The sequence below is a fragment of the Quadrisphaera granulorum genome, assembly GCF_003149145.1.
GTDB lineage: Bacteria > Actinomycetota > Actinomycetes > Actinomycetales > Quadrisphaeraceae > Quadrisphaera > Quadrisphaera granulorum.
Window position 1 is genome coordinate 70,604 of sequence record NZ_QGDQ01000010.1, and the last position, 23,769, is coordinate 94,372.

Annotated in this window: 20 protein-coding genes; 13 read left to right on the plus strand and 7 right to left on the minus strand. The window is 75.3% G+C overall.

Annotated features, from left to right (window positions below):
- The first annotated feature begins 63 nt into the window (after positions 1 to 63).
- From BXY45_RS09575 to BXY45_RS09610, 7 genes are read left to right on the plus strand one after another with little or no spacing between them, the layout of a single operon-like run.
- Positions 64 to 1,758, plus strand: a complete 1,695-nt coding sequence (locus BXY45_RS09575; protein WP_109774107.1) for a carbamoyltransferase family protein — start codon at positions 64 to 66, stop codon at positions 1,756 to 1,758.
- Positions 1,755 to 3,434 (plus strand): HAD-IIIA family hydrolase, encoded by a 1,680-nt coding sequence (locus tag BXY45_RS09580; RefSeq protein ID WP_109774108.1) that lies wholly within the window; start codon positions 1,755 to 1,757, stop codon positions 3,432 to 3,434. Before BXY45_RS09575 ends, BXY45_RS09580 begins: the two co-directional genes overlap by 4 nt.
- Positions 3,431 to 4,621 (plus strand): glycosyltransferase family 9 protein, encoded by a 1,191-nt coding sequence (locus tag BXY45_RS09585; RefSeq protein ID WP_109774109.1) that lies wholly within the window; start codon positions 3,431 to 3,433, stop codon positions 4,619 to 4,621. The genes BXY45_RS09580 and BXY45_RS09585 overlap by 4 nt, the downstream gene beginning before the upstream one ends.
- 17 nt (positions 4,622 to 4,638) lie before the next feature.
- Complete coding sequence (locus BXY45_RS09590; RefSeq protein WP_109774170.1) at positions 4,639 to 5,673, plus strand: glycosyltransferase; 1,035 nt, start codon at positions 4,639 to 4,641, stop codon at positions 5,671 to 5,673.
- 52 nt (positions 5,674 to 5,725) lie between these two features.
- Entirely contained in the window at positions 5,726 to 7,045 is a 1,320-nt protein-coding gene (locus tag BXY45_RS09595) for a glycosyltransferase (RefSeq protein WP_109774110.1), read from the plus strand.
- A complete protein-coding gene (locus tag BXY45_RS09605; protein WP_211319409.1) occupies positions 7,042 to 9,219 on the plus strand; it encodes a PfkB family carbohydrate kinase in 2,178 nt (725 codons plus the stop codon). The genes BXY45_RS09595 and BXY45_RS09605 overlap by 4 nt, the downstream gene beginning before the upstream one ends.
- A gap of 35 nt (positions 9,220 to 9,254) precedes the next feature.
- Positions 9,255 to 9,731, plus strand: a complete 477-nt coding sequence (locus BXY45_RS09610; protein WP_109774111.1) for a MarR family winged helix-turn-helix transcriptional regulator — start codon at positions 9,255 to 9,257, stop codon at positions 9,729 to 9,731.
- Positions 9,732 to 9,794: 63 nt separating this feature from the next.
- Here the strand turns inward: BXY45_RS09610 and map are convergent, their stop codons facing one another.
- The gene (gene map, locus BXY45_RS09615; protein WP_109774112.1) at positions 9,795 to 10,583 is read right to left on the minus strand and encodes a type I methionyl aminopeptidase; all 789 of its coding nucleotides are present in this window, start codon (positions 10,581 to 10,583) and stop codon (positions 9,795 to 9,797) included.
- 113 nt (positions 10,584 to 10,696) lie between these two features.
- Here map and BXY45_RS09620 point away from each other — a divergent pair, with 113 nt between their 5' ends.
- Positions 10,697 to 11,614 carry a DNA-3-methyladenine glycosylase 2 gene (locus BXY45_RS09620; RefSeq protein WP_211319410.1) on the plus strand — a complete coding sequence of 306 codons (918 nt, stop codon included), beginning with the start codon at positions 10,697 to 10,699 and terminating at the stop codon, positions 11,612 to 11,614.
- Here the strand turns inward: BXY45_RS09620 and BXY45_RS09625 are convergent, their stop codons facing one another.
- Both BXY45_RS09625 and BXY45_RS09630 read right to left on the minus strand, forming a co-directional pair.
- On the minus strand, positions 11,615 to 12,172 hold the full coding sequence (locus tag BXY45_RS09625; RefSeq protein WP_109774114.1) for a 2'-5' RNA ligase family protein: 558 nt from the start codon (positions 12,170 to 12,172) through the stop codon (positions 11,615 to 11,617).
- On the minus strand, positions 12,169 to 13,137 hold the full coding sequence (locus BXY45_RS09630; RefSeq protein WP_109774174.1) for an NAD-dependent epimerase/dehydratase family protein: 969 nt from the start codon (positions 13,135 to 13,137) through the stop codon (positions 12,169 to 12,171). The genes BXY45_RS09625 and BXY45_RS09630 overlap by 4 nt, the downstream gene beginning before the upstream one ends.
- 181 nt (positions 13,138 to 13,318) lie before the next feature.
- Between BXY45_RS09630 and BXY45_RS09635 the strand changes: the two genes are divergently transcribed.
- The 4 genes from BXY45_RS09635 to BXY45_RS09645 are packed head-to-tail and all read left to right on the plus strand — an operon-like array spanning position 13,319 to position 15,967.
- Positions 13,319 to 14,314, plus strand: a complete 996-nt coding sequence (locus tag BXY45_RS09635) for a glycosyltransferase family 2 protein (protein WP_109774115.1) — start codon at positions 13,319 to 13,321, stop codon at positions 14,312 to 14,314.
- A complete protein-coding gene (locus tag BXY45_RS09640) occupies positions 14,311 to 15,195 on the plus strand; it encodes a glycosyltransferase family 2 protein (protein ID WP_109774116.1) in 885 nt (294 codons plus the stop codon). Before BXY45_RS09635 ends, BXY45_RS09640 begins: the two co-directional genes overlap by 4 nt.
- A gap of 59 nt (positions 15,196 to 15,254) precedes the next feature.
- Positions 15,255 to 15,395 (plus strand): hypothetical protein, encoded by a 141-nt coding sequence (locus BXY45_RS23205; RefSeq protein WP_170131421.1) that lies wholly within the window; start codon positions 15,255 to 15,257, stop codon positions 15,393 to 15,395.
- Between the two features lie 56 nt (positions 15,396 to 15,451).
- Positions 15,452 to 15,967, plus strand: coding sequence for a metallophosphoesterase family protein (locus tag BXY45_RS09645; RefSeq protein WP_281270574.1), 516 nt, complete (start codon positions 15,452 to 15,454; stop codon positions 15,965 to 15,967).
- Between the two features lie 83 nt (positions 15,968 to 16,050).
- Here BXY45_RS09645 and BXY45_RS09650 read toward each other — a convergent pair whose 3' ends face one another.
- The 4 genes from BXY45_RS09650 to glnA all read right to left on the minus strand — a co-directional run bounded on the left by BXY45_RS09650 (position 16,051) and on the right by glnA (position 22,171).
- Positions 16,051 to 16,740 (minus strand): SDR family NAD(P)-dependent oxidoreductase, encoded by a 690-nt coding sequence (locus tag BXY45_RS09650; RefSeq protein WP_245961727.1) that lies wholly within the window; start codon positions 16,738 to 16,740, stop codon positions 16,051 to 16,053.
- A 153-nt stretch (positions 16,741 to 16,893) separates the two neighbouring features.
- Positions 16,894 to 20,016: a bifunctional [glutamine synthetase] adenylyltransferase/[glutamine synthetase]-adenylyl-L-tyrosine phosphorylase gene (locus BXY45_RS09655; RefSeq protein ID WP_109774117.1), complete on the minus strand. Its 3,123-nt coding sequence runs from the start codon at positions 20,014 to 20,016 to the stop codon at positions 16,894 to 16,896.
- Entirely contained in the window at positions 20,013 to 20,786 is a 774-nt protein-coding gene (locus BXY45_RS23805; protein WP_211319411.1) for a type 1 glutamine amidotransferase, read from the minus strand. Before BXY45_RS23805 ends, BXY45_RS09655 begins: the two co-directional genes overlap by 4 nt.
- 38 nt (positions 20,787 to 20,824) lie before the next feature.
- Positions 20,825 to 22,171, minus strand: coding sequence for a type I glutamate--ammonia ligase (glnA, locus tag BXY45_RS09665; protein ID WP_109774118.1), 1,347 nt, complete (start codon positions 22,169 to 22,171; stop codon positions 20,825 to 20,827).
- Positions 22,172 to 22,226: 55 nt separating this feature from the next.
- Between glnA and BXY45_RS09670 the strand changes: the two genes are divergently transcribed.
- A complete protein-coding gene (locus BXY45_RS09670; protein WP_211319412.1) occupies positions 22,227 to 23,693 on the plus strand; it encodes an MFS transporter in 1,467 nt (488 codons plus the stop codon).
- Positions 23,694 to 23,769: the final 76 nt, after the last annotated feature.

Below are 23,769 nucleotides of genomic sequence, written 5' to 3' on the forward strand. Positions count from 1 at the left end.
CGTGATCGACTTTCGAGGTGCTCCGGCCTGCCCTAGACAGCTCACCATGAAGGTCTTGTCACCATGAAGGTGTTGGGCGTCAACGCGATCTTCCACGACTCCTCCGCCGCGCTCGTGGTGGACGGCGTCGTGGTGGCCGCCGCGGAGGAGGAGCGCTTCTCCCGCCGCAAGCACGGCAAGCGTCCGGTGCCGTTCTCCGCGTGGGAGCTGCCCGAGCTGGCCATGCGCTGGTGTCTGGAGCACGCGGGCCTGACGCCCGGCGACCTCGACGCCGTCGCCTACGGCTACGACCCGTCGATGGCGCTGTCCGAGGAGGAGGGGCACGAGCGCGGCCTGCGCGACCCGTGGGACCACCTGCGCACCACGTACGCCCAGCGCGCCGCCGGGTTTCTCGCGACGGCGCTGCCGGGAGTGGATCGGGGCAAGGTCGTGTTCGTCCCTCACCACGTCGCGCACGCGGCGAGCTCAGGCCTGGCGGGTCCGTCGACCACGGGCAGCGTGCTCGTGCTGGACGGGCGCGGCGAGCGCGGCAGCCACCTGGCGGGCCGCTACGTCGACGGCAAGCTCGAGGTGCTCGCCACCACGGAGCTGCCGCACTCCCTGGGGCTCGTCTATGAGTCGCTCACCGACCACCTGGGCTTCCTGCGATCCTCCGACGAGTTCAAGGTCATGGCGATGGCGTCCTACGGCACGCCGCGCCACCTCGAGGCGCTGCGCGAGCACGTGCACGCCACCGGCGACGGCCGGTTCGTGGCCACCGAGCCCGACTGGACACGCTTCGCACCCCGGCGCACGCCCGCCGAGGCCGCCGGCGCAGAGCTGCCGCAGGAGCACGCCGACCTCGCGGCCTCCGTCCAGGCGCTCACCGAGGAGGTCCTCGTCGACCTCGCGGTCTGGCTGCACGCACAGACCGGCGACACCCTGCTCACCATGGCCGGGGGCACCGCGCTGAACTGCTTGGCCAACACGAAGATCTGGCAGCGCACCCCGTTCGAGCGGGTCTGGGTGCAGCCGGCCGCCGGAGACTCCGGCACGGCCCTGGGCGCCGCGCTGCAGGTGGCCGCCGAGCACGGCGACGCGATCCGCCCCATGGGCACCGCCGCGCTGGGCCGCGAGTGGAGCGACGAGCAGCTCGCCGACTGGCTGGGCGCCGCCAAGGTGCCGTACACCACGCCCGGCAGCCGCGAGGCGCTGGCCGAACAGGTCGCCGACGTGCTCGCCGCCGACGGCGTGGTGGCGTGGTTCGACGGGCGCAGCGAGTTCGGACCGCGTGCCCTGGGCCGCCGCTCCCTCATCGCCCACCCCGGCCACGCGCACAACGTCGAGCGGATGAACGACGTCAAGGGCCGCGAGCAGTTCCGCCCCATCGCCCCGATGGTGCTGGCCGAGCGCGCCACCGACGTCTTCGAGAACGGGCCGTTCCCCAGCCCGTACATGCTCTTCGTCCACGACGTGAAGGCCGAGTGGCGCGAGAGGATCCCTGCCGTGACGCACGTCGACGGCACGGCCCGCATCCAGACCGTCAGCAACGGCACCGTCGGTGAGGACGAGAGCGCGAACCCCGGCGTCCACGCGCTCATCACCGCTTTCGAGAAGCGCACCGGCCTGCCCGTCGTCGTCAACACCAGTCTCAACACCGCCGGCCGTCCCATGGTCGACGACCCCCGCGACGCGCTCGAGCTGTTCGGGTCCGCCCCCGTCGACGTGCTGGTCCTCGGTCCGCACCTCGTGCGCCGGCAGTCGCTGTTCGCCTCGTGACACCCGGTGGTGGCGGCCCGCGCTGGGCGGTGGTCGTCCCGTCGGTCGGCCGCCCCAGCCTGCAGGTGCTGCTCGACTCTCTCGCTCATCAGGACGGCGACGGCGACGGCGACAGCGGCTGCCGCCCGGCGCTCGTCGTCGTCGTCGACGACCGACAGCTCACCGACGGCGGCTCCGGACCGACAGCGCTGCGGCCGTCCCTGGCGCTCGATGGCGTCGAGCTGGTGATGGTGCGCTCGGGCGGCCGCGGCCCGGCGGCCGCCCGCAACCTCGGGTGGCGCACCGCCGCCGCCCGCGTCGACGGCCTGATGTGGGTGGCTTTCGTCGACGACGACGTCGAGCTGCCGCCGGCGTGGTCGCGCGAGCTGCGCGCTGACCTCGCTGCCGCGGACGGGGACGGCGGCGCGGGCGGTCGGCCTGTCGGCGGGTCGCAGGGGCGCCTGCTCGTGCCGCTGCCCGCCGGTCGGCGGCCGACGGACTGGGAGCGCGGCACCGCCGGCCTGCAGCACGCGGCGTGGGCGACCGCGGACATGGCCTACCGCCTCGACGCGCTCGTGGCCGTGGGCGGGTTCGACGAGCGGTTCCCCCGGGCCTACCGGGAGGACGCCGACCTCGCCCTGCGCGTCGAGCGCGCCGGCTGGTCGCTGGTGCGCGGTGAGCGCACTGCGGTGCACCCCGTGCGCCCCGCGGACGACCTCGTGAGCCTGCGCGTGCAGCGCGGCAACGCCGACGACGTGCTCATGGCGGCCCTGCACGGCCCGACGTGGCGTCGCGATGCGCAGGCCCCGCCCGGGCGGCTGCGCTGGCACGTCGCGACGACGGCGGCGCTGGCCCTCGCGGGTCTCGGTGCGCTGGCGGGGCGGCGCCGCACCGCGGCGCTCGGCGCCCTGGCGTGGGTGGGGCTCACCGCCGACTTCGCGTGGCGGCGCATCGCCCCCGGTCCGCGCGACGCCGCCGAGGTGCGCCGGATGGTGGTGACGTCGGCCGCGATCCCGGTGGCCGCCGTCCGGCACCGGCTGGCCGCGCTGTGGCGCTGGCACCGGCCGGGCGCCCGGCCACCGGCGCCGTGGCCGGCCGCGCAGCGCGACGAGCCGCTGGCCGCCGTCCTCTTCGACCGGGACGGCACGCTCGTGCACGACGTCCCCTACAACGGCGACCCCGCGCAGGTGCGCCTCGTCGACGGCGCCGTCGAGGCGCTCGACCGCGTGCGGGCAGCCGGGCTGCGGACCGGCCTGGTCACCAACCAGTCCGGCATCGCCCGCGGGATCATCACGCGCGATGCGGCCGACGCCGTCACCGCCGAGGTGGTCCGCCAGGTGGGCGGGCTCGACGTGGTGATGACCTGTCCGCACGGCCCCGACCGTCTCGAGGGGGCGTGCGCGTGCCGCAAACCCGGCCCCGGGATGGTGCTCGAGGCCGCCCGGCTGCTCGGGGTGCCCACCTCGCGCGTCGCGGTGGTCGGGGACATCGCCGCCGACGTGGGCGCCGCGGTGGCCGCCGGCGCTCGAGGGGTGCTCGTCCCGACGCCCGTGACACGCTCCACCGAAGTCACCGCGGCGCGCGCCGCGGCCGCCAGCGGCGGCCCCGTGCTCGGGGTGACCACCGACCTGACCAGCGCCGTCGACCTGCTGCTCGGCGCCCGGACCCGCCCCTCGACGTCCGGAAGGACCGCATGAGCGCCACCCAGCAGGACCCCCAGCAAGACCCCCAGCAGGACCCGAGGCGCGTGCTCGCCGTCCGCCTGGACAGCGACGGCGACGTCCTCATGACAGGCCCCGCCATCGCCGCCCTGCGGTGCGGCCCGCGCGGCACCGAGGTCGAGCAGCTCGACCTGCTCGCCGCGCCCGGCGGCGCGGGCGCCGCGCGCCTGCTGCCCGGCATCGACGAGGTGCTCGTCGCCGACGTCCCGTGGTCGGGCTACCAGCCTCCGGCCCCGGACGCCGAGGCGCTCACCGCCCTCGTCGAGCAGCTGCGCCAGCGCTCCTACGACGAGGTGGTCGTCTTCACGTCCTTCCACCAGAGCCCGCTGCCGATGGCGCTCATCGCCCGGCTGGCGGGGGTGCCCCGCGTCATCGCCGCCAGCGACGACTACCCCGGCTCCCTGCTCGACCTGCGACACAAGCGCCCCGGCAACCCTGACGGCACCGGCGGCGAGCACGAGGTGATCGCGAGCCTCGGGCTGGTCGCCGCCAGTGGCCGTGCCATCCCGGACGACCCGCGGATGGCCCTGCGCCGCCCGCTGCCGGAGGTTCCGGCCTGGCTCCTGGAGCGCGGCCCGTCGGCCGCCACTGGTCAGGGCGCCGGTCAGCAGGGTGCGCTGGTGGTCGTTCACCCGGGCGCCTCGGTGCCGGCGCGCGCGGCCCGGCCCGACGTCGTCGCCCGCGCCACCCGCGCCCTCGTCGAGGCCGGGCACCACGTGGTGGTGACCGGCGGCCCGGGCGAGGTGGAGCTCACGGGCCGCGTCGCGGCGGCGGCACCGGGCGCCGTCGACTCCGGCGGTCGCACATCCCTCGCAGAGCTGGCCGCGCTGCTGGACGCCGCGGACGTCGTCGTCGTCGGCAACACCGGTCCCGCGCACCTCGCCGCGGCGGTCGGCACCCCGGTGGCCAGCCTGTTCTCCGCGGTGATGCCCGTGGAGCGGTGGGCGCCGTTCGGGGTGCCGGTCGTCATCCTCGGTGACCTCGACGCCCCCTGCCGCCTCACGCGCGCCCAGCGCTGTCCGGTCGGTGACGGCACGGCCCACCCGTGTCTCGACGTCTCCCCGCAGGCCGTCGTGGCGGCCGTGGCGGACCTCGCCTCCGGACGCGTGCCCGTGCCTGCTCCCGCGCGACCGATCCGCGTCGAGGCAGGTCAGGCGCTGTGAGGGGCGGCGCGCGACCCCTGAGGGTGCTGATCTGGCACGTCCACGGCTCGTGGACGACGGCTTTCGTGCAGGGTCGCCACACCTACCTCGTGCCCGTGCTCCCCGACCGCGGCCCCGACGGACGCGGCCGCGCCCGCACCTGGGACTGGCCGGCTTCCGTGCGCGAGGTCACGCCCGAGCAGCTCGGGGCGTCGGCGACGGGGGGTGGCGACGTGCGCCCCGACGTCGTTGTCCTCCAACGCCCCCACGAGGCGGCGCTGCTCCGGGAGTGGACGGGGCTGCGGGCCGGGGTCGACGTGGCCGCCGTCTACGTCGAGCACGACTCCCCCCGCGAGCACGCCGTCCGCTCCCGCCACCCCCTCGCCGGGGGTCTGGTGCACGACGACGACGGCAGCGGTGGGCGGCCGGTGCCCGTCCCCGTGGTGCACGTCACGCACTTCAACGCACTCATGTGGGACTGCGGCGACGCCCCGACCCGGGTGGTCGAGCACGGCGTCGTCGACCCCGGGCACCTCGCCACCGGGGAGCGCGCCTCGCTCGCCGTGGTGGTCAACGAGCCGGTGCGCCGCTGGCGCGTGGCCGGCACCGACCTCGTGGTGGACCTCGCCCGGCGGGTGCCGCTGGACGTGTACGGCATGGGGATGGATGCGCTGCAGCAGGCGGCGCCCCACCTCGCCGGACACCTCCACGAGGACCTGCCGCAGGCACGGATGCACGCCGAGGTGGCCCGCCACCGCGCGTACTTCCACCCCTATCGGTGGACGAGCCTCGGGCTGGCGCTCGTGGAGGCCATGACGATGGGGCTGCCCGTGCTGGCCCTGGCGACCACGGCGGCGCCGGAGTCGGTGCCGCCGGAGGCGGGGTTCCTGAGCACGGATCCCGCCGCGCTGGAGCGGACGGCGCAGCGCTGGCTGGCCGACCCCGCCGAAGCGCGAGAGCGTGGGCTGGCCGCCCGCGAGCACGCTCTGCGCCGCTTCGGGCTGGCGCGCTTCCTTGCCGACTGGGACGACGTCCTCGACGACATCACGGGAGGCGCCGGGGTCCAGCAGTAGGCCCCCGGGGTCGAACCCACGGCCCCTCCTGGCTCTACCCAGGAGACACCGCATGAGGATCGCGATGGTCTCCGAGCACGCCAGCCCGCTGGCCGTCCTCGGAGGGGTCGACGCCGGCGGCCAGAACGTGCACGTCGCCGCACTGGCGCAGGCGCTGGCCGCCCGTGGACACGAGGTGGAGGTGTACACGCGCCGCGACGCGCCGGACCTGCCACCGCGCGTGGCCATGGGACCGGGCGTGGAGGTGGTCCACGTCGACGCCGGACCCGCCCGGCCGGTACCCAAGGACGACCTGCTGCCGTGGATGCCGGCGTTCGCCGCGTGGCTGCAGCGCGCCTGGTCTCCCCGGGGCGGCAGAGGGCTCGGCGGCAGACGGCCCGATGTCGTGCACGGCCACTTCTGGATGTCCGGCCTGGCGTCGCTGGAGGCGGGCCGCGCGCTCGGTGTGCCCGTGGTGCAGACCTTCCACGCGCTCGGGTCGGTGAAGCGTCGCCACCAGGGCGACCACGACACTTCCCCGCCGCAGCGCGTCGCACTGGAGGCGTCGCTGGTCCGCGACGTCGACCTGGTGGTGGCGACCTGCCGCGACGAGGTGGCCGAACTGGACGCCCTGGCCACGCCGCGGCGCCGCCCCGCGGTGGTGCCGTGCGGGGTGGACGTCCAGCACTTCACCCCCGACGGGCTCGCCGAGCCGCGCGCCGCCGGCAGCCCCCGGTTCCGCATGGTGAGTGTCGGCCGGCTCGTGGAGCGCAAGGGCGTCGAGACCGCCGTCCGGGCCCTCGCCGTGCTGCCCGACGTCGAGCTCGTGGTGGCCGGCGGTCCCCCGCCGCACGAGCTGCACCTCGACCCCGAGGCCGTGCGTTTGCGCAGTGTTGCGCGCTCGCTGGGCGTGGCCGACCGGCTGCTGCTCGTGGGTCAGGTGGAGCAGCCCGACGTGCCCCGGCTGCTGCGCTCGGCCGATGTGTCCGTCAACGTGCCCTGGTACGAGCCGTTCGGCATCGCCCCCCTGGAGGCCATGGCGTGCGGCCTCCCGGTGGTCGGTACGGCGGTGGGCGGCCTTCTCGACACCGTCACCGAGGGCGCCACCGGCGCGCTCGTGGAACCGCGTGACACCGCCGCGCTCGCCGCCGTCATCCGTGACCTCCTCGACGACCCGGCCCGTCGCCGCCGCTGGGGACGAGCAGGACGACGACGGGCCGTCGCGCACTACGGCTGGGACCGCGTGGCGGCATCGACCGAGGACGCTTACGGTCGAGCGCAGCGGGGCTCTGCCCGGCGATCTGCGCCAATGCCCTCGACCACTCCCACCCGCCGGGTGCCGTCGGTGATGGGTGCCTCGGCGCTGCACTTCGACGAGCAGGAGGCGGTGTGAGCACCACGGACGCTCCCGACCACGGCATGGACCCCACCCCCGCGGCTGACTGGCTCACCGCCCACCGCGGTGAGGTCGAGGCGACCCTCGGCGGGCTGCTCGGTGCGGCGGAGCAGCTCAACGCGTGGGGCCGCCACCTCGCCGCCGTCCTCGGCGGTGGCGGTCGCCTGCTCGCGGCCGGCAATGGCGGCAGCGCCGCCGAGGCGCAGCACCTCACGGCCGAGCTGGTCGGCAGGTTCGTCGCCGAGCGCCGGCCGCTGTCGGCCATCGCCCTGCACGCCGAGACGTCCTCCACGACCGCCATCGGCAACGACTACGGCGCCGCCGAGGTCTTCGCGCGCCAGGTGCAGGCCCACGGCCGCCCCGGTGACGTGCTGCTGCTGCTCTCGACGTCGGGACGCAGCGAGAACGTCGTGCGCGCCGCTCAGGCCGGTCGCCGCGCCGGGCTGCGGGTGTGGGCGCTCACCGGCCCCGGCGTCAGCCCGCTCGGCGAGGCCAGTGACGACGTGCTGCGCGTCGGCGCGCCCGGTGCGTCGACGTCGGCGGTGCAGGAGGGCCACCTCGTGGCCGTGCACGCGCTGTGCGCCGCCGTCGATGCGCACCTGCTGGGCACCACTGCGACGGCGAAGATCGCGGAGACGCCCGCCCCGGCTACCGCTGTTGCAGCACCGGCGGTGACCTCGGAACCGCTCGACCTCCGCACTCCCGCCGACCGCCGCCCTCGCGCCGCGGGAGCGCGCCGGCCGCGGCCGCGCGTCGTCGTCGTCGGTGACGCCGTGCTCGACAGGGACCTCCTCGGGCGCAGCGACCGGGTGGCACCCGACGCGCCCGTGCCTGTCGTCGACCTGCACGGCGTCGACGAGAGCCCCGGCGGCGCCGGGCTCACCGCGCTGCTGGTGGCGGGTCTCGCCCAGACCACGCTGGTCGCCCCGGTCGCCGACGACGACGCGGGCCGCCGCCTGCGCGACGCCCTGACCGGCTTCGCCGGAGCCGACGGCGGGGTGGAGGTGCTTCATCTCGGTCACGCCGGTGGCACCCGCACCAAGACCCGCGTCAGGGTGGCCGGCCAGTCGCTGGTCCGCCTCGACGAGGGCGGCCCCGGCACCCCCACCGACGTCGACGCCGCCCAGCTCACCGCGGTGCTGGCTCAGGCCGACGTCGTGCTGGTCAGCGACTACGGGGCGGGCACCACCCGCGACCCGGTGGTGCGCGCCGCGCTGACCGATGTCGCCCGCCGGGTGCCCGTCGTGTGGGACCCACACCCCCGCGGTGGCGTTCCGGTGCCCGGCTGCGCACTGGTCACCCCGAACCTCGCCGAGGCGCGCGCTGCGGCGTCGCCCGCGGTGGCCGGTGCCTCGCCCGACATCCTCGCCGAGCACCTCGCCTCCACATGGGGCGTGCGCGGTGTGGTGGTGACCACCGGCGCGCAGGGTGCGTGGCTGGCCTCCCCCGGCACCGAAGCGATGTTCGCGCCGGCCGCTGTGGTGGCCGGCGGCGACCCGTGCGGCGCGGGCGACAGGTTCGCTGCGTCCGCCGCGGTGTCGCTGGCCAGCGGCCGGGTGCCGTCCGAGGCCGTCGTGGCGGCCGTCGCCGACGCGTCCGCGTGGGTCGCGGCGGGCGGGGCGTCCGGCTGGCGCGCAGCGCAGCGAGAAGCCGCCTCCCTGGACGATGCTGCCGCCGCGGCCGGCGACGGCGGAATCGCAGCGCCGCGCACCGCGGCCGACGTCGTCGCCCGGGTCCGCGCCACCGGCGGCACGGTGGTCGCCACGGGCGGCTGCTTCGACGTGCTGCACGCCGGGCACGTCGCCACGCTGGAGGCAGCGCGCCGACTGGGCGACGCCCTCGTCGTCCTGCTCAACGCCGACTCCTCCGTGCGCCGGCTCAAGGGCCCCACCCGGCCCGTCAACGACGAGGTGGACCGGGCCCGCGTGCTCGCGGCGCTCGACTGCGTGGACGCCGTCGTCGTCTTCTCCGAGGACGACCCCCGCGCGGCACTGGCCGAGCTGCGCCCGGACGTGTGGGCCAAGGGCGGTGACTACGGCGGCGCCGAGCTGCCCGAGGCGCCGCTCGTGCGCAGCTGGGGTGGCCGCGTGGTGCTGCTGCCGTACCTCGACGGACGCTCCACCACGTCCATCCTCGCCCGTGGTGCCGTCCCCGCGGCGGCGGCCGACTAGACCGCGAGCGTCGCTCGCGCAGGTACCGTGATCCGATGCACCAGACCGACGAGGCTGCCACGCAGACCGCTGAGGCACACGTGATCCCCCTCCGCGAGATGCTGTGCCTAGCCCTGCATCGCGCCTCGCGGGCGATGACGGCCCAGTACCGGCCGCTGCTCGCGGCTCACGGCATCACGTACCCGCAGTACCTCGTCATCGCGCTGCTGCACCAGGAGGGAACCCTCACGGTCGGCGGTGTCGGGGACGAGCTCGGCCTGGAGTCGAGCACGCTCTCGCCGCTGCTGTCGCGTCTGGCGGAGCGCGGTCTGGTGACGCGCACGCGCTCCACGGACGACGAGCGCCGCGTCGAGGTCTCGCTGACCGCCGAGGGGCGCGAGCTCGGTGAGCAGCTCGAGGTGGTGCCGTTCCAGGTGTGCCAGGCCACGGGGCTGACGCCGACGCAGGCCCGCGAGGTGGTCGCGCAGCTGTCGGGCCTTGTCGACCAGCTGGAGCGCGCCGCCGCCGTCTGACCCCTGCCCCTCACCGGCCCGGGAACCGCAGCCGAGCGCCTGGTCGCGGTAGGGGGGCGGGAATCAGGGGGCGGTGAGGACGACGGGGCCGTCGTCCGTGACCGCCACCGTGTGCTCCACGTGCGCCGCACGGCGGCGGTCACGCGTGACCACCGACCAGCCGTCGCGCGCCGTGCGGTACTCCGGCGAGCCGGCCAGGAGCATCGGCTCGATGGCGATCGTGTGCCCGGCCTCCAGGCGCACGTCCTGCGACCACGCCAGCGGCTGGTTGGGCACAAAAGGCGCCTCGTGCATGGCCCGGCCGATGCCGTGGCCACCATGGTCGGGCAGGTGCGCGAAGCCGTGCTTCTTGGCCACCGCGTCGATGGCGGTGGCGACGTCGAGCAGCGTCGCGCCCGGCACCGCAGCGGCGATGCCCGCCGCGAGCGCCTCCTCGGTGGCCGCGACGAGGCGACGGTCTTCCTCGGTGGAGGTCCCGGCGATGACGGTGATCGCCGCGTCACCGTGCCACCCGTCGACGGCGGCACCGAAGTCGATGCTCAGCACGTCACCGTCGGCCACCTTGCGGCCCGTCGGCGGGCCGTGCACCACCACCTCGTTGGGTGACAGGCACAGCACGCCCTTGTACGGCGTCGGCGCCCATGCCGGGGCGTAGCCGAAGAAGCTGCTCTCGGCGCCGGCCTCGTGCAGGGCCGTCCTGGCGATGTCGTCGAGGTCGCGCAGCTTCACGCCGGGCACCGCGGCAGCCTTGACGGCCTGCAGGGCGAGGGCGACGACGCGGCCCGCCTCCCGCATGGTCTCCAGCTCCGCGGCGGATCTGACGGGGTGCTCTGCCGTGGACGTGCTGGCCATACCCCCAGATTACGCGGCCTCCACCCCCTCCCCGTGATCACGACCCCTCCAGCGGTGATCATGGACTTCCGCCACCCTCGCCGAGCGCGCACCCGGCTGGCAGGCTCTCAGCGGTGGACCTTCCCTTCACGCCGCCGCTTCACGCCGATCAGCTCTTCGGCCACCTCGCGGCAACGGCCGTGCCCGGCGTCGAGGAGTGGCTGCCGGCCGGCCCGGCAACGGGGGGCGGCGCGCTGCGGCGCAGCCTGCGCCTGCCGGGCGGGCCCGGCGTCGTCGTCGTCCACGTCCCAGCTCCGGAGGCGACGTCGGTGCGCGCCGAGATCACCACCACCGACCCCGCCGACGAGCCGCTGGCCGCCGTGCTGTGCCGGAGGCTGCTCGACCTGGACCTCGACCCGGCCCTCCCCGACGCGGCGCTGGCGCACGACCCCGTGCTCGCGCCGCTGGTCGGCGCCGTCCCCGGGCGCCGCAGCCCCGGAGCCCCCAGCGCGGAGGAGATCGCGCTGCGCGCCGTGCTCGGGCAGCAGGTGTCGACGGCGGCGGCGCGCACGCACGCTGCGCGGCTCGTGGCGGCCCTCGGTGAACGCGCCGGGTCCAGCGGACTGCGCCTGTTCCCCAGCGCGGAATCCGTGGCCGCTCTCGACGACGACGACGCGACGCGCCTGCTCGCCCTGCCCGTCCGGCGCCGCGAGACGCTGCGGAACCTCGCGCGGGTGCTGGCAGGAGGCACGCTCGACCTGCGCCACGTCGACGACGGCGGCGACCCGGCGCGGGCTCGTGCCCAGCTGCTGGCGCTGCCGGGCATCGGTCCGTGGACGGCGCAGACGGTGACGATGCGCGCCCTCGGTGACACCGACGCGTTCCTCGCGAGCGACCTCGGCGTGCTCGCGGCGGCGCGGGTACTCGGACTGCCCGGTGACGCGCGGCCGCTGGACCGTGCGGCGGCGGCGTGGGCGCCGTGGCGCTCCTACGCGGTGCAGCACCTGTGGGGCGTGCTGCCGCACGCCATCAACACGCTCCCCTCTCCATGATCACGGAGAGGGGAGGTGGAGGGTCTCCACCGGCGACCACGGGCCACCGTCGTAGCGCCACAGTTCCAGGGCGGCAGCGCGCGCCGTCCACGGGCTCACCTCCACCTCGAGCCGCTCAGCGAGCGCCCTCGCCCGCGCCGGGTCGACCTTGTTCTGCACGGTGACGTGGGGGCGCAGCCGGTGCCGGTCCTGAGCGGTGAGTGCGTCGTCGCCGAGTTCGGTGCGCAGCCGTGACAGCAGCCGCGCGTGCAGGGCCTCCAGCTCACCGGACGCGAGCCGCAGCGCGGTGCCGCGTCCCAGCCTCATGACCTCGCCGACACGCACGTCGAACGACCCCACCTCCTGCGCGGCGTCCGCCAGCAGGTGACGCACGCTGCGGACGCGCCGCCCCGGCAGGGCGTGGAACAGCGTCACGTGCGCGGGCAGGTGGTTGCGGTCAGCGGGGAAGTGCGCCCGGCGCAGCCCGTCGAGGCGCTGCTGGCTGACGTCGTCGAGAGCCAGGGTCACCACCAGCGGGCGCTCGTCGTCCCCAACAGCCTGGGCGAGCTCGGCGCTCACGCGGCCTGCCGCAGCCCCGCGAAGAAGTCGACGGTGCTCGCCAGCCCCTGCTGCCACGGGACCCGAGGCTCCCAGCCGAGCACGGTGCGCGCCAGCGTGGTGTCGGGGCGGCGGACCTGCGGGTCGTCGACGGGACGCTCCACGAACTCCACCCGCGAGCGCGAGCCGGTGGCGGCGACGACGTCCTCGGCGATCTGCTTCACGGTCATCTCGTGCGGGTTGCCCACGTTGACGGGGCCGGGGTGGCCGCTGCCGGCCAGCGCGAGGATGCCGCGGACCAGGTCGTCGACGTAGCAGACCGACCGCGTCTGCAGCCCGTCCCCGGCCACCGTGATCGGCTCCCCCGCGAGCGCCTGGCGGATGAACGTGGGGATGGCGCGGCCGTCGTGCGGGCGCATCCGCGGCCCGTAGGTGTTGAAGATCCGGACGATGGCGGTGTCGACGTCGTGGGTGGTGCGGTACGCCGTCGTCATCGCTTCGCCGTACCGCTTGGCTTCGTCATACACCCCGCGCGGGCCGACCGGGTTGACGTGGCCCCAGTAGTCCTCCGGCTGCGGGTGCACCTGCGGGTCTCCGTAGACCTCGCTGGTGGACGCCAGCAGGAACCGCGCGCCCTTCTCCTTAGCCAGCCCGAGCGCGTGCAGTGTGCCGATCGCGCCGACCTTGAGGGTCTCGATGGGCAGCTGCAGGTAGTCGATCGGCGAGGCCGGCGAGGCGAAGTGCAGGACGAGGTCGACGTCGCCCGGGACGTGCACGAAGTCGGTGATGTCGCAGCGCACCACCCGGAACTGCGACGACGGATACCGCTCCGCCAGGTGCGCCACGTTGCCCGGCCCGCCGGTGAGGAAGGAGTCCAGGCACACCACCTGGGTGCCGCGGGCCAGCAGCTCCTCGCACAGGTGGCTGCCGAGGAACCCCGCGCCGCCGGTCACCACCGCACGACGGAAGCCGCGCTGGGGCAGCACGGTCGAGGGGGTGGCACTGAGCTGGCTGTTGAGCTGGCTGCTGGGCTGGGTCACGGTGTGGCTCCCCGATCACGGCACCCCGCAGCCGCTGTGCTCGACCGGGACGGCGCCACCGCACGCCAGTTGACCCCACTCCCGCTGAGCGCGCGAACCGAGCCCGGCGAGGGCAGGATCGGCGGGGATGTCCAGCACCGCCCCCTCCCGGGCAGAGACGCACCCCTCCCCCACCGATCAGGACGACGACGACGCGCGCCTCGACCCGCGCACCGGCGTCGTGGTCATCACGTGGCAGCGCCGCGAGGAGGCGCTGGCCGCGGTCGCGCGGCTGCTGGCGCTGCCGGAGCGGCCCCGCGTCGTCGTCGTCGACAACGGCTCCACGGACGGCACGGCCGGCGCGCTGCGCCGGGCCCACCCCGCCGCTGTGACCTCCGGGCGGCTGGAGGTGGTGGCGCTGGCTCACAATGCGGGCGCGGTGGGGCGCAACGTCGGGGTGGCGCGCCTGGCGGAGCTGGGCCTGCGGTACGCGGCGTTCTGCGACGACGACACCTGGTGGGAGCCCGGCAGCCTCGCCCGCGCCGCGGACGTGCTGGACGCGCATCCCGACGTCGCCGTGCTGACGGCGCGGATCGTCGTGGAGCCGCGCGGCGTGGAAGACCCGATCGTCGCGGAGCTGCGTGACTCGCCCGTGGTCGGTGCGCGGCTGGGGCTGCCGGGCCCGGCGCTGGGGAGCTTCCTCGCGGGGGCGTCGGTGGTGAGAGTCTCCGCGTTCCAGCAGGTCGGGGGCTTCTCCGCGCGGCTGTGGCTCGGCGGGGAGGAGGAGCTGTGCGCGGCCGACCTCGCCGCCGCCGGCTGGGAGCTGTGCTACCTGCCCGACCTGGTGGTGCACCACCACGCCTCGACGCTGCGGGACTCCTCCCTGCGCCGCCGCCACGGCATCCGCAACACCGTCTGGTTCACCCTGCTGCGCCGCCCCTGGCCTGCGGCGCTGCGGCGGCTGTGGGTGCTGGCGCGGCAGGTCCCCAAGGACCGGACGACGGCGCTGGCCGTGGGTGACGCGCTGCGCGGCCTGCCGTGGGTGCTGCGCGAGCGCCGGCCGCTGCCGCCGCACGCCGAGGCGCGCTTCCTGGCCCTGGAAGACGCCCAGACCCGCTCGACGGCGCGGAGGTACGTCGGATGAGTGCCCCGACTCAGACGACGCCGACTGCCTGGCAGGAGGCCGTGACCGTCGTCGTCGCGAGCATGGACCGCCGGGAAGAGCTGCTGGCATCCCTGCCGCGCCACCTCGAGCAGGGCGTGCGCGTGCTGCTGGTGGACAACGGCAGCCGCGACGGCACGGTGGCGGCCGTGCGGGAGGCGCTGCCGGAGGTCGAGGTGGTGCCGCTGCCGGCCAACCGCGGGGCGGCGGCGCGCACCCTCGGGGTGGAGCGCGCGTCCACGCGGTATGTGGCCTTCGCCGACGACGACTCCTGGTGGGCACCCGGCTCGCTGCAGCGCGCCGTGGAGCTGCTCGACGCGCACCCGCGGGCGGCGCTGCTCACCGCGCGGATCCTCGTGGGTGAGGCAGAACGACCCGACCCCTTCAACGACGTCCTGGCCGCCGCGCCGCTGGGCGTCGAGCCGGACCTGCCCGGGCCGTCGACGTTGGGCTTCATCGCGTGCGCCGCGGTGGTGCGGCGGTCGGCGTTCCTCGCGGTGGGTGGGTTCGACGACGTCGTCGTGTTCCCCGGTGAGGAAGAGCGGGTCGCGTTGGACCTCGCGCGGGACGGGTGGGGCAGCGCCTACGTGCCGGAGTTGACGGTGCACCACCACCCGAAGGTCTCGGCCTCGCGCGACACCTACGAGCGCCGCCGCACCCGCATCACGCGCTCGGCGCTGCTCACGGCCCTCATGCGGCGGCCGTGGCCGGTGGTGGCTGCGCGCGTCTCGCGGGCGTGGCGGGCGGGCGGGCCGGAGCGGGCGGCACTGCTGCCGGCGCTACGCGACGCCCCGCGCGCCCTGCGGGCGCGTCGTGTGGTGCCGCCGCCGCTGGAGGCCCTGGCCCGCTCCCTGGGCCAGTAATCCCACCTCCCCTCCGTGATCATGGACCTCCAAAGCACTTTCCGACCGAGGATGGACCGATGAGCACGAGCGACGAGGTGCGGCTGGTCAGCGAGGGCGTCGTCGACGGCGTGGAGCTGTTCACCTGGTACGACGGCGAAGGCCGCGTCATCGCCGAGCACGCCCCGCTCGACCCGACGCTGAAGAACTGCGGCTGCTGACCCCCCCCTCCGCGACGATCAAGGAAGGTCTGCACGCCGCCGTCGCCTGGCTCTCGGTGTGGGGAGCGGCCCAGCTCACGCCCGCTCACCAGGCACTCATCGAGGCGATGCCGGACAGTGTGACCCTTGAGGTCGACGGCTTTGGCGAGGTCTTCTTCTCCCACGCCACGCCCCGCAGCGACGAGGAAGTGGTCCTCGTCGACAGCCGGGCGGAGCGTTGGGCAGAGGTCTACGGCGGTCTGCCCGACACCGTCCAGACCGTCGTCTGCGGTCACACGCACATGCCTTTCGTTCGGCTCGTCAACGGTCGGCTGGTGGTAAACCCCGGCAGCGTGGGCCTGCCCTACGGCCGCCCCGGCGCTCACTGGGCCACGCTCGACCGTGGCGCCGTAGCACTGCACCGGACCCTCATCGACGCGACGGAGCTCGTCGAGCGCACGGCCGCGTCGAGCACCTTCCCCGGCGCGCGGGCTTGGCTCGACGATGCAGTCCGGGCACCCGCGAGCGATGTCGAAGCCCTCGCTGCGTTCGGCCGACGTGACGGACGTCCTCCGTCTGCGTCGGGGACGTGATGGCCGTCGTCGTCCTCCAGCCCGCGCAGCGGACTTCGTCCACCGGGCGTGCAGAACTTCCTTGATCGTCGCGGAGGGGCGGGTCAGAAGGCGGTCGAGGGGACCTCGCGCTCGTCGTCGACGAGGGCCTGCACGAGACGCGCGGCGACGTCGTCCGGGTGCTTCCCGTGCGGGAGCTTCGGCGCGGTGCCGGTCAGCGGCCTGTCGGCGAGGCCCGTCTCGGTGTGCGGCGGGCGGGCGTCGACCACGCGTACGCCGGAGCGCCGCAGCTCCTTGGCGGCCGCGCCGACGTAGCTGGAAAGCGCCGCCTTCGCCGCGCCGTACGCGGCCATGCCTGCCACCGGCCCCTCAGCGAGCACCGCGGTCACCACCAGCGCGGTTCCCTTGGTCTCGCGCAGCGCCGGTAGGGCCGCGCGCAGCAGGCGCACCGGGGCCAGGTAGTCGATGAGGAGGAGCTCGTCGAGGGCGTCGTCGTCCTCGGTTCCCACGGAGGCGAAGCCCGACGCGCCCGCCAGGTGGACGACGACATCGAGCGCGCCGAGGTGTTCCACCGCCGCGTCCACCACGGCCTGCGGCTGGTCGGGGAGGGTGAGATCGGCGGGGACGACGAGCGGCGGTTCATTCCCCAGAGAACCGGCCAGCTCCGCCAGGCGAGCCTCGTCACGGGCTGTGAGCGCCAGGCGCGCGCCCGCCGCCGCGAGGCGGGCGACGGTCGGCCGTCCGAGCCCTCCCGTCGCACCCGTCACCAGCACCCGAGCGTTCTGCAGGTCCACGCGCCCGAGCCTGCCCCGGCGACCGGATGGCCGCACTCCGACGCCCACCCTCCCTCCCCGTATTCCGCACTTGCCGCGGAAAGTGCGCCAACGGCGGCGCGGGTTCCGCACTTGCCGCGGAAAGTGCGGAAAGGGTGGGGCAGGGGCAGGAAGTCAGCCGTAGAAGACGCGCTCCACCACCGTGCGGGCACGGCGGCCCCAGCGGCGCAGGTCGTCCTCGACGGCGGTGGCCGACCCCACCGGGTACCCCATGAGCCGCGCCGCGGCGTCGAGGTCGCGCGCCTCGCGCGGCAGCACGTCGGTCGGCCGTCCGCTGTGCAGCACCAGCGCGTCGCGCAGTCGCGAGGCGAACTCCCACGCCCCCACGAGCACGTCGACGTCGCCGGCGTCCACCAGCCCGGCCTCCGCCGCGGCGCGCAGCGCACCGGTCGTCGAAGGCGTCCGCAGCGAGGGCAGCTCTCCGGAGTGCCGCAGCTGCAGCAGCTGCGCGGTCCATTCGACGTCGGCCAGCCCGCCCGGTCCGAGCTTGAGGTGGCGGCGTGGGTCGATGCCGCGCGGCAGCCGCTCGCCCTCCACGCGCGCCTTGACGCGACGCACCTCACGCAGCACCGCCTCGTCGGCACCGCCGTCGGGGTGGCGCAGCGGGTCGACCAGGGAGCAGAACGCGCGCCCCACGGCCAGGTCACCGGCGGTCGGCACGGCCCGCAGCAGCGCCTGCGCCTCCCACGGCTCCGACCAGCGTCGGTAGTACTCCCGGCAGGAGCCCAGCGAACGGGCCAGCGGCCCGTTGCGGCCCTCGGGCCGCAACCGCGCGTCGACCTCCAGCGCCGGCTCCGGGCCGGGCGCCGTGAGGATGCGCGTCAGCTCCGACGCCAGCGCCAGGGCCTGGTCCTGCGCGTCGGCGCCGCGCACGCCGGGCAGCGGGTCGTGGACGAAGACGACGTCGGCGTCCGACCCGTACCCCATCTCCGCCCCACCGAGGCGGCCCATGCCGACGACGGCGAACCGCGTCAGCCGCTCCCCGCCTCCGGCTGCCATCACCGTCGGCGCCCGCCAGGCCACCTCCAGCGCCGCGTCGAGCACGGCACCCGTGGAGGTGCTCAGCGCCTCCCGCACGGTGGGCGCGTCGACAAGCCCCAGCACGTCGGCCAGCGCGGTCCGCAGCATCTCCCGGCCGCGCAGGCGGCGCACGAGGGCGGCGGCGTCGGCGAGGTCGTCCTGGCGGGCGGTGGCACGTGTGACCTCCGCGCGCAGCGCGGACCGCGAGCGCGGGGCGAGCTCGGTGTCGTCCCCGAGCCAGCGCACGGCTTCGCCGTCGCGTTCCAGCCCGTCGGCCACGAGCCGTGACGACGACGTCGCCACGGCCACCCGCTGCGCCGCCGCGCCTTCGTCGCGCAGCATCTTGAGGTACCAGTGCGAGCCGCCGAGCTTCTCGCTGATCCGCCGGAAGCTCAGCAGCCCCTCGTCGGGTCCGGCGCCTTCGGCGAACCACCCCAGCATCACGGGCAGGAGCTGCCGCTGGATCGCCGCGCGGCGGCTCACGCCCGAGCTCAGCGCGGCGATGTGGCGCAGCGCGCCCGCCGGGTCGCGGTAACCGAGCGCACCCAGCCGCGCCTGTGCCGCCGCGGGCGAGAGGCGCACCTCGTCGGGCTTGAGCGCGGCGACGGCGGCGAGCAGCGGCCGGTAGAACAGCGCCTCGTGCAGCCGTCGCACGCGGCGGCGCACCACCGCGAGCTCCCGCTGCAGCCCCTCCACCCCGCCGGGGATGCCCGCGGCGCGGCCGAGGCGGCGCAGGTCGGCCTCGGCGGTGGGCAGCAGGTGCGTGCGCTGCACGGCCTTGAGCTGCAGCCGGTGCTCGAGGACCCGCAGGAAGCGGTAGTCGTGGTCGAGCTCGGCAGCGTCGTGGCGCCCGACGTACCCGTACGCGGCCAGTCGCTGCAGCGCGTCGAGCGTGTTGGAGGTTCGCAGCGCCGGGTCGGTGCGTCCGTGCACGAGCTGCAGCAGCTGCACGCTGAACTCGACGTCGCGCAGACCACCGCGGCCGAGCTTGAGCTGGCGGTCGCGCTCGCGCGCGGGCACGTGCTCCTCCACCCGCCGGCGCATCGCCTGGGCACCCGGCACGAGGTCGGGGCGGTCGGCGGCGCGCCACACGAGGTCGGCCGTGGCCGCGGCGTACGCGATCCCCAGGCCGTGGTCTCCGGCGGCCGGGCGGGCCTTGAGCAGCGCCTGGAACTCCCACGTCTTCGCCCACCGGCGGTAGTACTGCAGGTGGCTCTCCAGGGTGCGCACGAGCGGACCGTCGCGCCCCTCCGGGCGCAGGTTCGGGTCCACCGGCCACAGCACGCCCTCGGCGGTGGTGGCCGAGCACGCCAGCGCCAGCTCGCTGGCGAGCTTGGTGCCGACGGCGATGGCGGTGGCCTCGTCGGCGCCCGGCACGTCGAGGTTGGGGGCCACCACGTACACGACGTCGACGTCGCTGACGTAGTTCAGCTCCCGCGCCCCGCACTTGCCCATGGCGATGACGGCGAACCGGCACCCCAGCGACCCGTCGACGACGGCGCGGGCCAGCGCGAGCGCCGTCTCCAGCGCCGCGTCGGCGAGGTCCGACAGGGACCGGGTGACCGCGTCGACGGCGAGCAGCGGCGCGCTGCTCGCGAGGTCGGCTGCGGCGATCGCGAGCAGCCGCTGCCGGTAGGCGACGCGCAGCGCGTCGCGGCCGACGTCACCGGACACGGTCGCGACGGGGACGGCGGCGGCCGGGTCGGCGCCCACGGCCCGCAGCAGCAGCGCGCGGACGGCGGCCCGGTCGCCGGCGCGGTCGGCGTCGTCGTCGTCCCCGATGCCGTCGACGTCGTCGTCGACCGGGGGCACCAGCGGGTCGGTGCGCACCGCGCGCCAGTGTTCGGGGTGACGCACGAGGTGCTCTCCGAGCACCACCGAGCCACCGAGCACGGCGAGCAGCCGGGCGCGCACGGGCGAGGGCTCGGCGAGGACGGCGAGCAGCTCACGGTCCTGCGTGCGCTCCAGCAGCCGCACGAGGGCCAGCAGGGCACGGTCGGGGTCGGCCGTGGCACCGAGCGCCGTGATGATCTCGTCCAGGTCGCCGGCGCGCCGGGCCAGCGGTGCGAGGGCACGGTCGGACAGGAGCTTGACCGCGCTGCGCCCGCCGGTGAAACCGGTGCGCAGGAGCTGCGCCGCGGCGCTGTCGAGGCGGGCGCCCGGGTCTTGCGTGGCGGTGGCGCTGCGGGTGTTGCCCGAGCCGGTGGTCGGGCTCATCGCCGCCGCCCTCCCCCGATAGTCGTCTGGCGGCGGGTCTGCTCCAGCAGCACCCGCGCGTGCACCGACGCCAGCTCCGCCAACGAGGGCTCGGCGTCCGCCACGGCCACCCTCTCGGCCTCCAGGGTGCTGCCGCGGGCGGCGAGCTGCTCGGTGTGCCCGTCCCGCAGCCACCGCAGCAGGTCGGCCGGGACCACCTCCGGGTGGTACTGCACGCCCCAGGCCCGCTCCCCCACGCGCAGGGCCTGCACCGGGTAGAGGTCGCTGGAGGCCAGCAGCTCGGCGTCGGCGGGCAGCGCGGTGATGGCGTCACCGTGCGACTGCGCCGCCGTCCACTCCTGCCCGAGGGAGGCGACGACGGCGCCCACCAGCGCGTCGGAGCGGCCTGCGGCGCTGGCGCGCACCGGCAGCAGCCCCGCTTCGGGCCCGACCGCGCCACGCTCGACGCGCCCGCCGGTGGCCAGCGCGAGCAGCTGGGCCCCCAGGCACAGCCCCAGCGCCGGCACCCCGCCGGACGCCGCGCGCGCGAGCAGCGCACGGGTGGCCGGCAGCCACGGCGCGACGTCGTCGTCCCAGGCGGCCATCTCACCGCCGAGGACGACGAGCGCGTCGACGCCGTCCAGCGCGTCGCGCCCGCTGGGCAGCGGATCGCCCGCCCAGGGACGGCGGATGTCGAGCCTGGCCTCCGCCAGAAGTGGCTCCAGCCGCCCCAGCGGGCACCCCACCTCGTGCTCGACGACGAGCACGACCGTCTCCCGTTCGATCTCCACCGCGGTCTCCTCACGAGCGCCGACCCCCACGGCGTTGCTCACAGGACGGGCAGGTGCCGTCGCAGCTCGTACGGCGTGACCTGCGCGCGGTACTGGCTCCACTCGTCACGCTTGTCGCGCAGGAGGTAGTCGACGACGTGCTCGCCGAGGGTGTCCGCCACGAGCTCGGAGTTCTCCAGCACCGTCAGCGCCCGGTCGAGGCTGGAGGGCAGGGGCGTGATGCCCATGACGCGGCGCTCGGCGTCGGTCATCTTCGTCACGTCCTCGTCGGTGGGCTCGGGCAGCTCGTAGCCCTCCTCGACGCCCTTGAGGCCGGCCGCCAGCAGCAGCGCGAACGACAGGTAGGGGTTGGCGGCCGAGTCCAGCGCCCGGTACTCCACGCGCGCGGCACCCGCCTTGCGCGGCTTGTACATCGGCACGCGCACCAGGGCGGAGCGGTTGTTGTGGCCCCAGCAGACGTACGACGGCGCCTCGTCACCGCCCCACAGGCGCTTGTAGGAGTTGACGTACTGGTTGGTGACGGCGGTGACCTCGTGCGCGTGGCGCAGCAGACCCGCGATGAACGCGCGCCCGGTCTTGGAGAGCCCGTACTGGCCGCCCGGGTCGTGGAAGGCGTTGCGGTCACCCTCGAACAGCGACATGTGCGTGTGCATGCCCGAGCCGGGCTGACCGGCGATGGGCTTGGGCATGAAGGTCGCGTAGACGCCCTGCTGGATCGCGACCTCCTTGATCACCGTGCGGAAGGTCATGATGTTGTCGGCCGTCGAGAGGGCGTCGGCGTAGCGCAGGTCGATCTCGTTCTGCCCGGGGCCGGCCTCGTGGTGGCTGAACTCCACGGAGATGCCCATCGCCTCCAGCATGGAGATCGCCTGGCGGCGGAAGTCCTGCCCCTCGCCGCGGGCCACGTGGTCGAAGAAGCCGCCGGAGTCGATCGGCACCGGGACGCCGGTGTGGCGGGCATCGTCCTGCAGCAGGTAGAACTCGATCTCGGGGTGCGTGTAGAAGGTGAATCCGGCGTCGGCGGCCTTCGCCAGCACCCGCTTGAGCACCTGACGGGAGTCGGAGGCAGCGGGCGTGCCCTCCGGGGTGAGGATGTCGCAGAACATCCTCGCGGTGCCCTGGCCCGAGACGGAGTCGGTGCGCCACGGCAGCACCTGGTACGTGGCCGGGTCGGGCCGCATGAGCATGTCTGCCTCGGACACCCGGGTGAGGCCCTCGATGGCGCTCCCGTCGAAGCCGATGCCCTCCGCGAAGGCACCCTCCAGCTCCGCGGGCGCCACGGCCACCGACTTGAGCGCGCCGTTGACGTCGGTGAACCAGAGCCGGATGAACCGGATGTCGCGCTCCTCCACCGAGCGGAGCACGAACTCCTGTTGCCTGTCCATGGACGCATCATGCCGAACGCGCGCGCAACGCTCCGCGCGCTCAGGATGGTGCGTCGTGGCTACCGACTCCCACGCCGTCTCACCTTCGCACCACAGCGGCGACGCCGGGGTCGACCCGAACCGCTGGCGCGTGCTCTGGGTGTGCCTGGTCACCGGCTTCATGACCTTGCTCGACGTCAGCATCGTCAACGTCGCGCTGCCGTCGATCAGCTCCGGTCTCGGCGCCTCCGGCAGCCAGCTGCAGTGGGTGGTCACCGGCTACGCCGTCGTCTTCGGACTGGCGCTGGTGCCCGCCGGGCGCCTGGGTGACTCCTTCGGCCGCAAGAAGATCTTCCTCGTGGGCCTGGTGCTGTTCGCCCTCGGCTCCCTCGCCTGCGGCCTCGCGCCGAACCCCGAGGCGCTCATCGCCGCTCGCATCGCGCAGGGCCTCGGCGCGGGCGTGCTCAACCCCCAGATCACGGCGATCATCAACTCGGAGTTCCGCGGCGCCGAACGCGGTCGCGCCTTCGGCAGGTTCGGGGCGACGGTGGGACTGTCGACGGCGGTCGGCCCGCTGCTCGGTGGCGTGATCATCACGCTGGTGCCGTGGGAGGAGTCCTGGCGGCTGGTCTTCCTCGTCAACCTGCCGGTGGCGGCGGTGGCCTTCGTGCTGGGCCTGAAGCTCATCTCCGACCGGGCCAGCGCCGAGCGCGCCCGGCTCGACTGGGTGGGCACGGTGCTGCTTGCCGTCGCCGTCGGCCTGGTGCTGGGCGCGGTGCAGGAGCGGGAGGTGCTCGGCCCGCTACTCGTGGTGGTGGCGCTCGGCGTGGCCGCGGCCAGCGGCTGGGCGTTCGTGCAGTGGGAGCGCCGGTACGCCGCCGCCGGTCACCTGCCATTGGCGCGCCCGGGGCTGCTCAAGGCGCCGGGCTTCGGGCCCGGCGTGCTGCTGGGCTCGCTGTACTTCGGCGGGTTCATCGCGATCTTCTTCACGGTCACGCTGTACCTGCAGGACGCGCTGCGCTACTCCGCCCTCGAGGCGGGCCTCACGCAGACGCCCTTCGCTCTGGCCTCCGCGGTGGCCGCGCCCTGGGCCGGCCGCCGGGTGGCGGCGCAGGGGCGGCACCTGGTGGTGCGCGGGCTGGTCGCCGTCGTCGTCGGCCTGCTCGCGGTGATCGCGGTCGTGGAACTGGTGGCGCCCGCCGTGGGCGTCGAATGGACCGGGCTGCTGCTCCTGGTGCCGTTCCTCGTGGCCGGGTTCGGCAGCGGCATCGTCATCGGGCCCAACGTCAACCTCTCGCTGGCCAACATCGACGGCCGCGACGCCGGCAGCGCCTCGGGCGTGTTCCAGACCTTCCAGCGGGTGGGCTCGGGGATCGGGCTGGCAGTGGTGAGCGCGGTGTTCCTCGCGGTGAGCGACGCCGGCGACCCGCGCGACGGCCTCTCCGCTGCCCTGGGCATGAGCGTGCTGCTGATGCTGGCCGCGCTCGTGGTGGCCCTCGTGGACGTGCGCCGCAGCGGCGCGGGCGGCGGGTCCACCGACTGAGGTGCTCAGCGGTCGGGCGCCGCAGCGGCGCGGGCGGCGGGTCCACCGACTGAGGTGCTCAGCGGTCGGGCGGCCG

Coding starts and splice junctions, on each gene's coding strand:
- BXY45_RS09575 (WP_109774107.1), top strand. CDS start 64: ATGAAGGTGTTGGGCGTCAACGCGATCTTCCACGACTCCTCCGCCGCG.
- BXY45_RS09585 (WP_109774109.1), top strand. CDS start 3,431: ATGAGCGCCACCCAGCAGGACCCCCAGCAAGACCCCCAGCAGGACCCG.
- BXY45_RS09595 (WP_109774110.1), top strand. CDS start 5,726: ATGAGGATCGCGATGGTCTCCGAGCACGCCAGCCCGCTGGCCGTCCTC.
- BXY45_RS09610 (WP_109774111.1), top strand. CDS start 9,255: ATGCACCAGACCGACGAGGCTGCCACGCAGACCGCTGAGGCACACGTG.
- map (WP_109774112.1), bottom strand. CDS start 10,583: ATGGCCAGCACGTCCACGGCAGAGCACCCCGTCAGATCCGCCGCGGAG.
- BXY45_RS09635 (WP_109774115.1), top strand. CDS start 13,319: ATGTCCAGCACCGCCCCCTCCCGGGCAGAGACGCACCCCTCCCCCACC.
- BXY45_RS09640 (WP_109774116.1), top strand. CDS start 14,311: ATGAGTGCCCCGACTCAGACGACGCCGACTGCCTGGCAGGAGGCCGTG.
- BXY45_RS23205 (WP_170131421.1), top strand. CDS start 15,255: ATGAGCACGAGCGACGAGGTGCGGCTGGTCAGCGAGGGCGTCGTCGAC.
- BXY45_RS09655 (WP_109774117.1), bottom strand. CDS start 20,016: ATGAGCCCGACCACCGGCTCGGGCAACACCCGCAGCGCCACCGCCACG.
- glnA (WP_109774118.1), bottom strand. CDS start 22,171: ATGGACAGGCAACAGGAGTTCGTGCTCCGCTCGGTGGAGGAGCGCGAC.